This is a genomic window from Pandoraea pneumonica, from assembly GCF_902459645.1.
Classification (GTDB): Bacteria; Pseudomonadota; Gammaproteobacteria; order Burkholderiales; family Burkholderiaceae; genus Pandoraea; species Pandoraea pneumonica.
Genome location: NZ_CABPSK010000004.1, coordinates 218,308 through 233,317 on the forward strand (window position 1 = coordinate 218,308; position 15,010 = coordinate 233,317).

Genomic DNA, 15,010 nt, shown 5'->3' on the forward strand with positions numbered 1-15,010 from the left:
AAAGCCCCTGACGGTGACGTCAGGGGCTTTTCTTTTACTTCTTTGGTAGGCCGTGCTGGGTTCGAACCAGCGACCAAGGGATTATGAGTCCCCTGCTCTAACCGCTGAGCTAACGGCCCTTAACTACCGGCGCTCGCTCAGCAGCAATCAATTGCCTTCGAGGAACGACTTGAGCTTGTCGGAACGGCTCGGGTGACGCAGCTTACGCAGCGCCTTGGCTTCAATCTGACGAATACGCTCACGCGTCACGTCGAATTGCTTACCCACTTCCTCGAGCGTGTGGTCCGTGCTCATCTCGATACCGAAGCGCATGCGCAGCACCTTGGCCTCGCGCGGCGTCAACGAATCAAGCACGTCCTTCACGACGTCGCGCATACTACCATGCAATGCCGCATCCGCAGGCGCCACCGTGCCGGTATCTTCAATGAAATCGCCCAAATGCGAATCATCGTCGTCACCGATCGGCGTCTCCATGGAGATCGGCTCTTTCGCGATCTTCATGATCTTGCGGATCTTGTCTTCCGGCATTTCCATCTTCTCGGCCAGCGTCGCCGGATCCGGCTCAACACCGGTTTCCTGCAAGATCTGACGCGAAATCCGGTTCATCTTGTTGATCGTTTCGATCATGTGCACCGGAATACGGATGGTACGTGCCTGGTCAGCAATCGAACGCGTAATCGCCTGGCGAATCCACCACGTCGCATACGTCGAGAACTTGTAACCGCGACGGTATTCGAACTTGTCCACCGCCTTCATCAGGCCAATGTTGCCTTCCTGAATCAGATCCAGGAATTGCAGACCACGGTTCGTATACTTCTTCGCGATCGAGATCACCAGACGCAAGTTCGCTTCGGTCATCTCGCGCTTGGCCTTGCGTGCACGACGCTCGCCTTCCGACATCTTGCGGTTGACGTCCTTCAACTCCGCCAACGGCAGCACGACACGCGCTTGCAAGTCGATCAGCTTCTGCTGAAGTTCCTGCACGGCCGGCACGTTACGCTCGACCACCGAGCTGTAAGCCTTGTTGTCGGCCACAACGGTGTAAATCCAGTCGAGATTCGTTTCGTTGCCCGGGAAGCGTGCCACGAAGTCCGCGCGCGGCATGCCGCACTTGTCGACCACGATGTACAGAATCGCGCGCTCGACGTTACGCACTTCGTCCACTTGCGAACGCAGCGTGTCGCACAGACGCTCGACCGTGCGCGCCGTGAAGCGAATCGTCATCAGTTCGGCCTGGATGGCTTCGCCAGCCTTCACGTACGGCTTCGACTGATAACCTTCCTTCTCGAACGCACGGCGCATCTTGCCAAACCAATCGGCAATCGCGGCGAACTTGGCCAGCGAGTCACGCTTGAGCTGCTCGACCTGCGCTGCCGAAGCACCGCCGCCGCTGCTGCTGTCGTCTTCCTCGTCGGCTTCTTCTTCCTCTTCTTCCGCCTCTTCTTCCGCATCCGCGTCGAAGTCTTCGTCGTCAGAGGCCGCGGCTGCCGCATCGGCGTCCGCATTCGGATCGATCAAGCCATCGACCACTTCGTCAATGCGCATTTCTTCGCGCTCGACCTTCTCGGCCATCGCCAAAATCTCGGCGATCGTCGTCGGGCACGCGGAAATGGCCTGCACCATGTGCTTCAGGCCTTCTTCGATACGCTTGGCGATCTCGATTTCGCCCTCGCGCGTCAGCAGCTCGACCGTCCCCATTTCGCGCATGTACATACGCACCGGGTCCGTCGTGCGGCCAAACTCGGAGTCGACCGTCGACAGAGCCGCTTCCGCTTGCTCCTCGACTTCGTCGTCCGTCGCAGCGTTCGGCGCATTGTCGTTGAGCAACAGCGTCTCGGCGTCCGGCGCCTGCTCGTAGACGGCCACGCCCATATCGTTAAACGTCGCGATCACGCCTTCCAGCGCGTCGCCCTCCACCACGTCGTCGGGCAGGTGGTCGTTGATCTCTGCAAAGGTCAGGAAGCCACGTTCCTTGCCCAGCTTGATCAGTGTCCTCAGTTTGCCGCGACGTTCCTCAAGTTCCTCGGCCGTACCGGGCTGGTGCGAGGAAAATGCGTCCTTGAGCAGTGCTTTCTCTTTTGCCCGGCGATCTCGCGCCTTCTGCTTTTCCACTTTGGTCTGATCTTCGTTCACGGGTTGATCGTTAGTATTCGCTGCGACGTTCTGCTCATCCGAAATGGCGGTCTTCGCGGCTTTGCCACGCGTCTTGTGAACGCGCAACTCAACTTCTGCCGCCGTGACTTCCACAGCTTCGGGTTTGCGGGAGGCCCCGGTCTTGCGTGGGGCCTGCGTCGCAGGTGTACTGCGGCCCGCCGAGGTCGCTGCCTTGGCGGTAGTTGCGCTCTTCGCGCTTTTTTCAGCGGGTTGTCGGGCCTGCGGTTTCTCGCCGGCCGTCGCCTTCGGGTTCGTCGCCGCCTTCGTCGCCTTGACGGGCGGCTCGGACTTCACCGTGGGCTTGGCAGCTTTCGCCACCCCCACCTTTGCGGCGGTCGCACTCTTGCGCGTGGTGACATCGGTCACCTTTGCAGCCGTCTTGCCGGTCGTCTTCGATTTTGCGCCGGCAGCTGCCTTAACTTGCGTAGTACGTTTCGCCGAACTTGCTGGGCTGGCTGTTTTCTTCGTGGCTTGCGATGTCTTTGCGGCCTTCACTGCAACGCCAGCCTGCGCAGAGCGAGACGCCCCCTTCCCACCTGATGCCGCCGCCGCGCTTGTCGCGCGCTTTGCCTTCGGTGCAGGGATAACCGTCTTTTTTCCGCTGGTCGTTGTCATCTTTGCCATAGCGATCTCGCTTGCCAGAAAACAGCCCACTGAAAACTTTCTATTATAGCACGCGGACTTACCTCAACTTCGCGCGCCTCCTGTGCTGACCGGAGCCAGCAGCCGCTTCAGTTCGTCGCGTTGCCGCGACACCGCCTGAGCGTGGCGGATTTCATCGGGCGTCAGTGACGTCCGTTTGAAAATCGTTTCGAGCTCGTCGCAAAGACTGTCGTACTGCAAGCGCCGAATCGCGCTACGCAGCTCGGTCAGACGCAACGTAATCTGTTCCTCACGGCGCTCGACCTGCGCCTCGTCTGCCGGATCGAACAACATCAAGTCGCGGGCATTTTCCTCGAAAGCGAGAATTTCCCGGATGATGTCATCGAAACTCGCCCAATTCGGCGACGCTCGCAGACGATCGTGCATAAATCGAAAATCGGCTTGCTCGCCCAATTCGTGGCAATGCGCAAGCACTTCCGAGAAGATCTCCGCGTGATGCGTGACTTCCCGCAATATCTTGGTCTCCTCCTCGGTCAATTCGTTTCCGAGGGCCGGGAACATCAGCAGATTCTGCAAAGCGCGGTGCTCGGTCCCCACCACACGCCGCTTCTCCCGCTTGGCAGGAGCTTTATCCCATGCGTTGGCGCGGCGCACCGCACTCACCTGCAACTCGCACAACTCAGCCACTTCCTCGACGGAATTGCCGACGCGCTCCGCCAAGGCATGCAAAATCTGACCGCGCAACGCGTTCGCAGGAAGCTGTTGCAACAAGGGCTTTGCCTCGAACAGCGCTCGCGCACGGCCTTCCGGCTGCTGCATATCCTTACCCGACGTCACCTCACCGATCAGGAACTGCGACAGCGGCATGGCGCGCGAGACTTCACCCGCAAACGCATCGGTGCCGTACTCACGCACGTAACTGTCCGGATCGTGCTCGGTCGGCAGAAACAAGAACTTGAAGCTGCGGTTGTCGTCGGCATGCGGCAAACACGCTTCCAGCGCACGTCGCGCCGCGCGTCGGCCTGCGGCATCGCCGTCGAAGCTGAACACCACCGTCTCGGTCTGGCGCAACAGCTTTTGCACATGCATCGGCGTGCAAGCCGTACCGAGTGTCGCCACCGCCTGGGGAAAGCCCAACTGCGCCAGCGCCACCACATCCATGTAGCCTTCGACCACGAGCGCGTAACCGGCATCGCGAATGCCTGCGCGCGCTTCGAACAGCCCGTAAAGCTCGCTGCCCTTATTGAAGAGCGGCGTCTCCGGCGAATTCAGGTATTTCGGCTCGCCCTTGTCCAACACGCGTCCGCCGAAGGCAATCACCTGCCCCTTCGTGTTTCGGATCGGGAACATGATCCGGTCGCGGAAACGGTCGTAACGACGCTTCGCGGTGCCCGGCTCGCCCTTATCGCTCTCGATGACCAGCCCGGCATCGAGCAACTGATCGTCGCGATAGTCCTGAAACGCCGCCTCCAGGTTCTGCCACCCGTCCGGGGCATAGCCCAGACCGAAATGGGCGGCAATTTCACCCGTCAGGCCACGTCCCTTCAAATAGTCGATCGCAGTACGCGCGCCACGCAATTGCTTGCGGTAGTAGTCGCACGCCCGCGTCATGACATCCACCAAACCCAGCGTCTGGGCGCGCTGCTGTGCGGCTGCGGGTGCCCCCGGCAGCGGCGTCTCGCGCGGCACATCCAAGCCGACGTTACGCGCCAACTCCTCGACCGCCTCGACAAACCCGAGACCGGCATGCTCCATCAGGAAGCTAATCGCGCTGCCGTGCGCGCCGCAGCCGAAGCAGTGATAGAACTGCTTGGTCGGACTCACTGTAAATGAGGGCGACTTCTCGTTATGAAAGGGACAAAGTCCCATGAAGTTCGCCCCGCCCTTCTTCAACTGCACGTAACGACCCACCACCTCGACAATATCGACGCGGTTGAGCAAGTCCTGCAAGAACGACTGGGGAATCACTGGATAGATGCCATCGCAACGCGGTCCGGCGCCATCGCCCAAGCGACGGTGCCCAACCGCATAGTCGGATTACGCAGCCAGCGCCGCCTTAACCTGCGCCGACACGGCCGTCATATCGGCGCGCCCGGCCAATTGGCCTTTGAGCACACCCATGACCTTGCCCATGTCCTGCGGACCGGCCGCGCCGGTCTGCGCCACGGCGGCCTTCACGGCCTGCGCCACTTCGTCTGCCGAGAGTTGCTGCGGCATATAGACCTGAAGCACTTCGACTTCGGCGGCCTCCTTGTCGGCCAGATCGGTTCGGCCGGCAGCCTGGAACTGGCTGATGGAATCTTTGCGCTGCTTGATGAGTTTGTCGGTCACGGCCACTACCGCCGTGTCGTCGAGCGTGATGCGCTCGTCGACTTCCTTCTGTTTGATCGCGGCGAGCAGCAAGCGGATGGTCCCCAGTTTGTCGGCGGCCTTGGCACGCATGGCCGTCTTCATGTCTTCGGTAATGCGATCTTTCAGACTCATGAGCAGGGGTTCCGGAATTCGAATACGTTTCAGTGTAGTGCATGCCGCCCCAAAGAAAAGGACGGCCGGCAAGGCTTGACGCACACCGCTTGCAGCCGCTGCCGAGACACCGGCGCAGGCCACAAGCCGTGGCAAAAACACAAAAACCCGCTTGGAGAACAATTCACAAGCGGGCTCGACAGAGACGCAGATGCCGCACATCGGCGGCATCGGAACGGGTTTCGGCGAACGATTGACCTGCCAAAAAGCGCCGTCTCCACGAAGGAGAGAGCGTATCACGGCGATCTAGCCGCCGTCTACGACAGAGCGTCGCCTCCCGGGGACGCAGCGCGTACACTCTCGGACATCGCCTGTGCGCAGGCGACCGCGGATGCCCACGCCCACTGGAAGTTGTAACCGCCGAGCCAGCCCGTGACGTCGACGACTTCCCCAATGAAGTGCAAGCCGGGCTGCTGGCGCGCCTCGAGCGTCGCCGACGACAGCGCGCGCGTATCGACGCCCCCGCGCGTGACTTCCGCCTTTCGCCAGCCCTCAGAGCCGCACGGCTTGAGCGTCCAGCCCGAAAACGCCTGCGCCAGCGAGCGCAGCGCCTTATCCGATAGCTCCTGAACCCGCGCCTGTGGCGACAGACCGCTGTTGGCGACCCATGCCTCGGCCAACCGTGCCGGCACCCATTGCGCGAGCAAGTTGCCAAGCTGACGCTTCGACGTGGCTTTCGCCTCGAACAGCGCGGCTTCGATGTCCGTCGCGGGGGCCAAATTCAGCGCAATGGGCTGCCCCGGGGTCCAGAAACTGGAAATTTGCAGAATCGCTGGACCAGACAGCCCTCGGTGCGTAAAGAGCAGATCTTCGACGAAACTGCCCGCTTCTTTGCCCTTCCCCGTACTAACGTCCACTTCCAGCGAAAGACCGGACAAACCAGCGAAAGGCGCCCATGTCGACGCGTCGAACACGAGCGGCACCAGCGCCGGACGCGGCTCGACGATCTCCAAACCGAACTGCTTTGCGATGCGATAGCCCCAGTCGGTCGCGCCAATCTTCGGGATCGAGAGCCCCCCCGTCGCGATCACCAACCGTTTTGCCGCGATATGCCCCGCATCTGTCGTCAAATGATACGGATGCGCGCCGCCCGCCTCGGTATACGCAACGGTATGCACTTCGCAAGGCATGCGCCAGTGCACATGCCCGGCAGCACACTCCTTGCGTAGCATTCCGATGATGTCTTCTGCGCTTTCGTCGCAAAAGAGCTGTCCGCGGTGCTTTTCATGCCACGCAATACGGTGGCGCTTGAGCAGATCGAGAAAGTCGCGCGGCGTATAGCGAGCCAGTGCAGACCGGCAAAAACGCGGGTTTTCCGACAGATAGTTCGCCGGACCGGCATTGATATTCGTGAAATTGCAGCGTCCGCCGCCCGAAATTCGGATCTTCTCCGCCAGACGCGTCGCATGATCGATGAGCACGACGCGCAGCCCGAGTTGCCCAGCGGCGGCCGCACACATCAGGCCAGCCGCACCGGCACCCACAATCGCTACGTCGAACTTTTCCATGGCGCGTATTGGTCGAGAACCCGAACAGGTTCAGGCGAATTATTGATATTTATCAATCGCTTACAAGAAGCAACGGACGGACATCACAAAGAGGGGCGAATGATACATGAAGCGCCGGAGAACTCAACGCCTAAATCGCACGCACCCCGAAAGCAGAAAAGCCCTCGACGGTGACGCCGAGGGCTTTTTTATCTTAAGTAATGAATGCCGAATGCCGCGCGTTTTACCGCAGCTTCAACGCCCGAATGCGCAGCAATGCCGCCATGCTCAACACCGCTGCGCCCATCAGATAGAAGCTCGGCGCAAGCTTGCTGCCGCTGACTTGAATCAGCCACGTGATGATGAACGGCGCGAAGCCGCCGAAAATCGTCACCGCCAGGTTGTAGGCAATGGACATGCCCGTCGTGCGGATCTGCGTCGGGAACAGTTCACTGAGCAGCGCCGGCATGCCGCCGTAATAGATCACCGTAACGATGCCGATGCCCACCTGCACGGCGATCATCACGCCGAACGTCGAGTGCATGTCGAGCAGATAGAACGCTGGCCATGACAGCAGCAGAAACAGCACCGCAGCGCCGAGCATCAACCCCGTGCGCCCGTGCTTGTCCGACAGGTGGCCAACGATCGGTGCGCCCACGGTCTGAATGACGCCGGTGGCGATGATGGCCGTAAAGACCGTCGACGCGGACACGCCAAGCTGCTTCACAGCATACGTCGGCATAAACAGGATCAGATACGCCGACACCGTCGCGAGAATGACCACGCCAATGGCGAGCAACAGCCGCTCTTTCTGATTCGCGAACGTATCGGCCAGCGGCGATTGCGTCGTCTCGACGGCCTGGAACTCAGGCGTTTCATCCATGTGCGTGCGGATGTAATACGCCACCGGGCCGATCATCAGACCGAACAGGAACGGGATGCGCCAACCCCAGCTCTGCATCTGCGCATCGCTCAACTGGCTCGTGAGCACCGCCCCGAAAACCGACGCCAGCAGCGTCGTCATCCCCTGACTCGATGCCTGCCAGCTCGCGAAAAACCCACGGCGAGCCGGGTTCTGCTCGGCCAGAAACGCCGTCGAACTGCCGAATTCGCCACCCGCCGAAAAGCCCTGAATCATGCGGGCGAATACCAAACCCACCGGGGCAAGCACGCCGATCGACGCGTACGTCGGCATCACAGCGATGAGCAGCGTGCCGATCATCATCAGCGTGATCGACAGTGTCAGCGCGGCCTTGCGCCCAGCCTTGTCGGCGTACACCCCGAGCACGATCGCGCCGAGCGGGCGCATGAAGAACGACACGCCGAACGTGCCAAGCGTGAGCAGCAGCGACACGGTGCCGTCACCGGCGGGAAAAAACAGTCTGGAGATCGTGACGGCAAAGAAGCCGTAGACGACGAGGTCGAACCATTCGAGCGCATTGCCGATGGTGGCAGCGGCAATGGCCCGCCACGCTGGCTGGGCCGGTTTCGCTTCGGCCGACAGTGCAAGCGACGCATTGTTCATGGCGATTCCTTAGACGACGAAAGACCTGCTAAATCGATGGAGATGCGGCGAGATGCGGCAAAATGCGCCGCCGCTATCGCGAGGCGCTGGGGCCAATGACTCAGGCCGCCGACAAGCCGCACAACGCCTGAAGCACCGCCACCCGGCTCTGGCCGAGCACCATGCCCTTCCACGCCGTGTGGTCGCAATAGAACGCGTCGCGCACCCGCTGGCGCAGCGCGGCTGCGACGTCGGCCGGTGCGTCGGGGTGCGCCCGCAGCCACGCTTCGCCGCGCAACGCGCCGACCACGGCCTCGAACGGCTGCGTGCCGTACTCCATCGCCATCAACGTCGGGCGCGAGTTGGGGCAGCACGTGTAAATCGTCGAGGCCAGTTGGCCGGTGACGTCTACCGACGCCGAAGTGCCAGCGAACGGCACCGCGATGTCCGCGCCCCACCATTGCCGGGCGCGCTCGACCTCCTCCGCATGACGTTTGCCAGCGAAAATCTTCTCGCCGTGGCCTTCCGGCCCGAGCCCCGTGTGGTAATCAATCCAGCCGATATCGGCGTAGCTCGCCGCCTGCGTGCGCAGCACGTGCGAGAGCGTCTCGAGAGAACGGCTTTGCGCCCGGCCGCCGTAAAACAGGCCGTCGGCATGGGTGTATTGCCCGCCTGACACGGCATTGCGAAAACGTTGCAGGCCATTTCGCTCGATGTACGCCGCGATCGCCTGCTCGTTCTGTGACGTGGGCGGCCACTGCGCGGGCACGAGCCAGTCGTGCACATCGGCGTAGTCGGCGTTGACCGGCAACGGCTGGTCACCGAAGGCCTGCGCGTTGCGGTTCAGGTCGATATTGTCTTCATTGGTCCGGCTGCTCCACGAGAAGCCGTACGGGTTCACCGCGTGCACGAACAACAGGGCAACGCCAGACTCGGCCGCGCGCGCGAGCATCGGTGCGTCGTCGAGCAATGCCAGTTGGCATCCCGAGCCACAGTGGCCCTCGGCGCCGTGCGTGGCGGACGTCAGAATCAGAAGCCGCGTGGCATTCGGCGGCGCGATCATCGCCACGTCGGTCGACAGGACCTCGCCCTGCGCACCGGTCGCGTCGACGGCATACGAGTCGATGCGGTCGGTGTGCTGCCGTGCAGCCGCCAGAAAGCGCTCGCGCGCCTGCGCATACGTCGACGAAAAATAGCTGTCGATACGTTGTGAAGCCGTCATCTCCATCCTCCTCGGTCGCACACTGGTCTTGCCAGCACACGTTTCGGTTGTCGTGACTCGGTCGCGCTTGCGTTCGGAATGACGCGGAGGTGATCTGCGCGCTGACGAGTTCAGGCGATCTTATCGCCGCGACCCTATACCTAAAAGATAAGAAATTTATTCCTGATATCAGGATTTGTTATCGCTATGTGCGGCCGAATTTTGATTCCGAAACACGTGTTATTGGGTCCGAGCGGGACGGATCAGGTCAGTCGTCGATCGACGCCACGCTCGCCGCCGCCTCAGCCAGACAGGTCATCAAGCAGCGGGCGGCGGGTGTGGGTTGCGATTGAGGGCGCGTCACGAGCGACAACGAGGCCATCGGCAGTGGCTCGGCTAGGTGGAACATGCACAAGCTCGCAATGCGCTGGCGGCGGTCAAGTACGACACGCGAGAAAATGCCGAGCGCGTCGGAATTCTCCATGATGCTCAGCGCCGTCACGATCGAGCGGCATGAGATCACATCCTGCGGCGGGCTCACGCGGTGGTCGTGGAATACGCGGCTCAGGTAGTCGGTTGCGGTATCTCCGACACCCGGCACGAGCCAGAGACTGTCGCGCAATTCGGCGATCGACTTCGCGTTGCGCAACGGATGACGCTTGCGCCCCGCCACGACGAGTTGCATCGGCATGAGGATGGTGCGATCGAAACCGTCGGTGACTACCCCTTCCAACTCGGTCAGCACCGCGAAGTCGAGACGCCCGGCTTCGAGTTGGTCCTGCGTGTGCGGCGGCGACGATTCGCTGATGGTCAGTTCGACACGCGGCATGCGCTCGCGAAACTTCTGCAAGGCGAGCGGAAACAGCGAGAGCGCCGAGGTCGACGAGATGGCGATGTTCAGGCTGCCGCCCGCGCCGTCACGCATCTGGTCGAGTTCATCCTGCGCTTTGCGCGCTTCTTCGAGAATCAGGTGAGCGCGCTTAAGCAACGCGTGGCCGTAGGGCGTCAACTCAATGCCCTTGCTCCCGCGATGCAGCAGATGGGTGTCGACGTTGCGCTCGAGCTCGCGCATGATGCGCGTGACTGCGGGCTGGGAAAGCCCGAGTACGCGCGCCGCGCTACGGATACTTTGCTGTTGCGCGACGATCGTGAAGGCATGCAGATGCTGAAGGTTCATGCGGGGCTCTCGCGCGGAATCGGTGATCAGGAAATGATATCGCGAGATGCGGAATCAGCCGTTCGCCGCATCACGCCGCCCGGGATGTCGCCTGGGATGTCGCTCGGAATATCGCCCGGGATGTCGACTGGGGTACCGTCTGGACTAGCGTCTGGGATACCGAACGGGCGGGCGGGACGACTGGTATACTTCACGGTTCCTCTTTTTGATAGACGCCCCCGCGCCTCTCCCCACGCCATGCTGGTTCTAGGCATTGAAAGCTCCTGCGACGAAACCGGACTCGCCCTCTACGACACCGAGGCAGGTCTGTTGTCGCACGCCTTGCATTCGCAGATCGCCATGCATCGCGAATACGGCGGCGTGGTGCCGGAACTCGCGTCGCGCGACCATATTCGGCGCGCTCTGCCGCTGGCCGAAGAAGTGCTCGCGCAAGCTGGCAAACCGCTCAGCGCGGTCGATGCCATCGCCTACACGCAAGGCCCCGGTCTAGCCGGTGCCCTGCTCGTCGGCGCAAGCGTGGCGAACGCTCTGGCCTTCGCGCTGGACCGGCCGGTGGTGGGTGTTCACCATCTGGAGGGCCATTTGCTCTCCCCGTTGCTGGCACCCGATGCACCCGGCTTTCCGTTCGTTGCGTTGCTCGTCTCTGGCGGCCATACGCAACTGATGGAAGTGCGCGCGTTCGGGCAGTACGCCATGCTCGGCGAAACGCTCGACGATGCTGCCGGTGAGGCCTTCGACAAGACGGCCAAGTTGCTTGGCCTGGGTTATCCGGGCGGGCCTGCGGTGTCGCGGTTGGCTGAATTCGGCACGCCGGGTCGCTATGATTTGCCGCGTCCGATGAAACACTCCGGCAATCTCGACTTCAGCTTCAGCGGCCTGAAGACCGCCGTGCTCACGCAAGTGCGCAACTTGGGCGGAAATGTCTGCGAGCAGGCGAAAGCCGATCTCGCGCGCGGGTTTGTCGACGCCATTGTCGATGTGCTCGTCGCCAAGTCGATGGCAGCACTCAAGCAGACCGGCATGAAGACCCTTGTCGTCGCTGGCGGCGTCGGTGCCAACAAGCAACTGCGCGAGGGGCTCAACGAAGCGGCCAAGCGACGCGGCTATCGCGTGCACTATCCCGATCTTGCGTTCTGCACCGATAACGGCGCGATGATCGCATTTGCCGGTGCCATGCGCCTCAAACACTGGCCGGACGAAGCCGATAGCGAATACGCGTACACCGTGCGCCCCCGCTGGGATCTGGCCGATATAGTGCGTAACGTCTGAGCCGAATCGAACGCCCAATAAAAAACCGCTCCGAAGAGCGGTTTTTTATATCAGCAGAGCACAGCGCTTAAGCGCGCTTGTCTCGCTCAATCACGGCGTAGGCGCTGTGATTGTGAATCGATTCGAAATTCTCGGCCTGAAGCACGTAGGCCACAACGCGCGGCTCGTTGTTCAAACGCGTCGCCACATCACGCACCAGATCTTCCACGAACTTCGGATTTTCGTAAGCACGCTCGGTCACGAACTTCTCGTCCGGACGCTTGAGCAGCCCCCACAGTTCGCACGATGCCTCTTCTTCCGCCATACGCACGAGTTCTTCCACGGCGATGTCGCCATCGATCTCCGCATCGATCGTGATATGCGAGCGCTGGTTGTGCGCACCGTATTGCGAGATTTTCTTCGAGCACGGGCACAGGCTGGTCACCGGCACCAACACCTTGAGCCACACGCGCGACACGCCGTTGCGCACGTCGCCCGTGAGCGTCACTTCATAGTCCATCAAACTCTGCACACCCGACACCGGGGCCGTCTTGTTGATGAAGTACGGGAAGGTCACTTCGATACGGCCAGCTTCGGCTTCGAGCTTGACGAGCATGTTGTCGAGCATCGTGCGGAACGCGGCGAGATCGAGCGGTGCGCGATTTTCTTCGAGCAGCGCCACGAAACGCGACATATGCGTGCCCTTCTGATCGGCAGGCAGATGCACATCGAGATTGAACAGGCCGACGCTCGCCTGCACGTCACCACCAGCAAGACGCACCGAGAGCGGGTGACGCACGCCGCGCACGCCAACGCGCTGGATCGGGATCTGCCGCGTGTCGACGCTGCTCTGCACGTCCGGCATTACGAAAGCGGGGTTCATCTGGTTCATCAATTCTTCCTTCTGTGCCGGCAAGCCGACTTGGGGGGAGGCAATGGGCAAACGCATTCCGATGCCGGGCTCGCGAGCCTCTGGCGAGAGTCATCGGGAACGTGCCGGAGAGCCCCGGCACGGGATGTGGGAAGCGCTTCTCAAAACAAAACGATCCGGCGCGAAAGCCGGATCGTTTAGGAACTACGACGACCGACCGATCAGGCGACGAGCTTTGTCGTCACCTTGTCCGATGTCTTCGATGCCTCAGCCGCAGCTTGCGACTTGAGGTCGAATCGCTCGACGATCGACTTCGCGATACCCGTTGCATCGAGGCCGACCGAAGCCAGCAGCAGTGCGGGGTCGCCATGATCGATGAAGCGATCGGGCAGGCCCAATTGTAGTACGGGGCGAGTAACCCCACCGGCAAGCAGGGATTCCGCGACGGCCGAACCCGCACCGCCCATGATGCTGCCCTCTTCCACGGTCACGAGATAGTCGTGCGTTTGCGCCAGACGCGCGATCAACTCGTCGTCGATCGGCTTGACGAAGCGCATGTCGGCAACCGTCGCGTCCAGTTGTTCTGCGGCGGCAAGCGCCGGTGCGACCATGCTGCCGAACGCGAGAATCGCGACACGACGACCAGCTTCGGCCTGCGATTCGCGACGCACCACACCCTTGCCAATCGGCAGGGCCGTCATCGTCTGCTCGATCGCAGCGCCCGTGCCCGCACCGCGCGGGTAGCGGACTGCCGACGGGCCGTCGAACTGCACGCCGGTATAAAGCATCTGGCGGCATTCGTTCTCGTCGGACGGCGCCATGACCACCATGTTCGGAATACAGCGCAGATAGGCGATGTCGTACGCACCTGCGTGCGTCGCGCCATCGGCGCCCACCAGACCCGAGCGGTCCAGCGCAAAGACGACCGGCAGGTTTTGCAACGCCACGTCGTGAATCAACTGATCGTAGCCGCGTTGCAGGAACGTCGAGTAGATCGCCACCACCGGCTTGAGACCTTCGGTCGCCATACCGCCGGCGAACGTCACCGCGTGTTGCTCGGCAATGCCGACGTCGTAATAACGCTCCGGGAAGCGCTTTTCGAATTCGACCATGCCCGAGCCTTCGCGCATGGCCGGCGTGATACCGACGACGCGCGGGTCAGCTGCGGCCATGTCGCACAGCCAGTCGCCGAACACTTGCGTGTACGTCTTCTTGCTGCTCGTGCTCGGCTTGATGCCTTCGGCAGGATTGAACTTGCCCGGGCCGTGATACAGCACCGGATCGGCTTCCGCCAGCTTGTAGCCGTAGCCCTTACGCGTGACCACGTGCAGGAACTGCGGCCCCTTGAGATTCTTGATGTTCTCGAGCGTCGGGATCAGCGAATCGAGGTCGTGACCGTCGATCGGGCCGATGTAGTTGAAGCCGAACTCTTCGAACATCGTCGCCGGCACGACCATGCCCTTGGCATGCTCTTCGAACTTGCGCGCAAGCTCCAGCACGGGCGGCGCCACACTCAGCACCTTCTCCACACCCTTCTTCGCTGCCGCATAGAACCTGCCCGACATCAGGCGGGCCAGATAGCGGTTGAGCGCGCCGACCGGCGGCGAAATCGACATGTCGTTGTCGTTGAGGATGACCAGCAGCGGCACGTCTTCGTGCACACCGGCGTTGTTCATCGCTTCAAACGCCATACCGGCGGTCATCGCGCCATCGCCGATCACAGCAATGCCGAAACGATGCTCGCCCTTGGTACGCGCACCCAGCGCCATGCCTAGCGCCGCCGAAATCGACGTGCTCGAATGCGCCGTGCCGAACGTGTCGTAAGGCGATTCGTCGCGCTTCGGGAAACCCGAGATACCGCCCAGTTGACGCAACGTGCCCATGGCTTCGCGGCGTCCGGTCAGGATCTTGTGCGGGTAGCTCTGATGGCCCACGTCCCAGACGATACGATCTTCCGGCGTGTTGAACACGTAGTGCAACGCAATCGTCAACTCGACCGTGCCGAGGTTGGACGACAGGTGCCCGCCCGTGCGCGACACGCTCTCGAGCACAAAAGCGCGCAGCTCTTCGGCCAACGGTGCCAGTTGGCGACGCTCCAGACGCCGCAATGCGGCCGGGTCATCGATGGTATTTAGCAGTTCGTACATCGTCGTTCCATAGATAGGCGTATTGTCGGGCAGCACCCCCAGAGCGCTGTCGCCGATGTCCTGCCGGTGCGTTCTGTGGGGAGATCGCGCCAGCC

11 protein-coding genes and 1 tRNA gene are annotated in these 15,010 nt (G+C 61.8%); 2 read left to right on the forward strand and 10 right to left on the reverse strand.

Features of this window, described 5'->3' with window-relative positions; all coding sequences use genetic code 11:
- Positions 1-43: 43 nt before the first annotated feature.
- Both PPN31114_RS20230 and rpoD read right to left on the reverse strand, forming a co-directional pair.
- A tRNA-Ile gene (locus PPN31114_RS20230) sits at positions 44-119 on the reverse strand.
- 28 nt (positions 120-147) lie between these two features.
- Positions 148-2,247 (reverse strand): RNA polymerase sigma factor RpoD, encoded by a 2,100-nt coding sequence (rpoD, locus tag PPN31114_RS20235; protein WP_150681732.1) that lies wholly within the window; start codon positions 2,245-2,247, stop codon positions 148-150.
- A 79-nt stretch (positions 2,248-2,326) separates the two neighbouring features.
- Here rpoD and PPN31114_RS26670 point away from each other — a divergent pair, with 79 nt between their 5' ends.
- On the forward strand, positions 2,327-2,827 hold the full coding sequence (locus PPN31114_RS26670) for a hypothetical protein (protein ID WP_217426982.1): 501 nt from the start codon (positions 2,327-2,329) through the stop codon (positions 2,825-2,827).
- A gap of 14 nt (positions 2,828-2,841) precedes the next feature.
- On the opposite strand, the gene dnaG is transcribed toward PPN31114_RS26670, so the two are convergent.
- From dnaG to PPN31114_RS20270, 6 genes are all read right to left on the reverse strand, one after another.
- Complete coding sequence (dnaG, locus tag PPN31114_RS20245; protein WP_150681325.1) at positions 2,842-4,725, reverse strand: DNA primase; 1,884 nt, start codon at positions 4,723-4,725, stop codon at positions 2,842-2,844.
- 69 nt (positions 4,726-4,794) lie between these two features.
- On the reverse strand, positions 4,795-5,241 hold the full coding sequence (locus PPN31114_RS20250) for a GatB/YqeY domain-containing protein (protein WP_150681326.1): 447 nt from the start codon (positions 5,239-5,241) through the stop codon (positions 4,795-4,797).
- 296 nt (positions 5,242-5,537) lie between these two features.
- Positions 5,538-6,788, reverse strand: coding sequence for a BaiN/RdsA family NAD(P)/FAD-dependent oxidoreductase (locus PPN31114_RS20255; protein ID WP_150681327.1), 1,251 nt, complete (start codon positions 6,786-6,788; stop codon positions 5,538-5,540).
- Positions 6,789-7,011: 223 nt separating this feature from the next.
- The gene (locus PPN31114_RS20260; protein ID WP_150681328.1) at positions 7,012-8,292 is read right to left on the reverse strand and encodes an MFS transporter; all 1,281 of its coding nucleotides are present in this window, start codon (positions 8,290-8,292) and stop codon (positions 7,012-7,014) included.
- 100 nt (positions 8,293-8,392) lie between these two features.
- Positions 8,393-9,493 carry a M14 family metallopeptidase gene (locus PPN31114_RS20265; protein ID WP_150681329.1) on the reverse strand — a complete coding sequence of 367 codons (1,101 nt, stop codon included), beginning with the start codon at positions 9,491-9,493 and terminating at the stop codon, positions 8,393-8,395.
- Positions 9,494-9,740: 247 nt separating this feature from the next.
- Positions 9,741-10,649 (reverse strand): LysR family transcriptional regulator, encoded by a 909-nt coding sequence (locus tag PPN31114_RS20270; RefSeq protein WP_150681330.1) that lies wholly within the window; start codon positions 10,647-10,649, stop codon positions 9,741-9,743.
- A gap of 237 nt (positions 10,650-10,886) precedes the next feature.
- Between PPN31114_RS20270 and tsaD the strand changes: the two genes are divergently transcribed.
- Positions 10,887-11,918, forward strand: a complete 1,032-nt coding sequence (tsaD, locus tag PPN31114_RS20275) for a tRNA (adenosine(37)-N6)-threonylcarbamoyltransferase complex transferase subunit TsaD (protein ID WP_150681331.1) — start codon at positions 10,887-10,889, stop codon at positions 11,916-11,918.
- 67 nt (positions 11,919-11,985) lie between these two features.
- On the opposite strand, the gene folE2 is transcribed toward tsaD, so the two are convergent.
- Both folE2 and dxs read right to left on the reverse strand, forming a co-directional pair.
- The gene (folE2, locus tag PPN31114_RS20280) at positions 11,986-12,789 is read right to left on the reverse strand and encodes a GTP cyclohydrolase FolE2 (protein ID WP_150681332.1); all 804 of its coding nucleotides are present in this window, start codon (positions 12,787-12,789) and stop codon (positions 11,986-11,988) included.
- Positions 12,790-12,989: 200 nt separating this feature from the next.
- Positions 12,990-14,915: a 1-deoxy-D-xylulose-5-phosphate synthase gene (gene dxs / locus PPN31114_RS20285; RefSeq protein ID WP_150681333.1), complete on the reverse strand. Its 1,926-nt coding sequence runs from the start codon at positions 14,913-14,915 to the stop codon at positions 12,990-12,992.
- Positions 14,916-15,010 lie beyond the last annotated feature (95 nt).

What these genes read in the sequence shown, in the direction of transcription:
- PPN31114_RS20250 (WP_150681326.1), bottom strand. Translation starts at nt 5,241, where the DNA reads ATGAGTCTGAAAGATCGCATTACCGAAGACATGAAGACGGCCATGCGT.
- PPN31114_RS20255 (WP_150681327.1), bottom strand. Translation starts at nt 6,788, where the DNA reads ATGGAAAAGTTCGACGTAGCGATTGTGGGTGCCGGTGCGGCTGGCCTG.
- PPN31114_RS20260 (WP_150681328.1), bottom strand. Translation starts at nt 8,292, where the DNA reads ATGAACAATGCGTCGCTTGCACTGTCGGCCGAAGCGAAACCGGCCCAG.
- PPN31114_RS20265 (WP_150681329.1), bottom strand. Translation starts at nt 9,493, where the DNA reads ATGACGGCTTCACAACGTATCGACAGCTATTTTTCGTCGACGTATGCG.
- PPN31114_RS20270 (WP_150681330.1), bottom strand. Translation starts at nt 10,649, where the DNA reads ATGAACCTTCAGCATCTGCATGCCTTCACGATCGTCGCGCAACAGCAA.
- tsaD (WP_150681331.1), top strand. Translation starts at nt 10,887, where the DNA reads ATGCTGGTTCTAGGCATTGAAAGCTCCTGCGACGAAACCGGACTCGCC.
- folE2 (WP_150681332.1), bottom strand. Translation starts at nt 12,789, where the DNA reads ATGAACCAGATGAACCCCGCTTTCGTAATGCCGGACGTGCAGAGCAGC.
- dxs (WP_150681333.1), bottom strand. Translation starts at nt 14,915, where the DNA reads ATGTACGAACTGCTAAATACCATCGATGACCCGGCCGCATTGCGGCGT.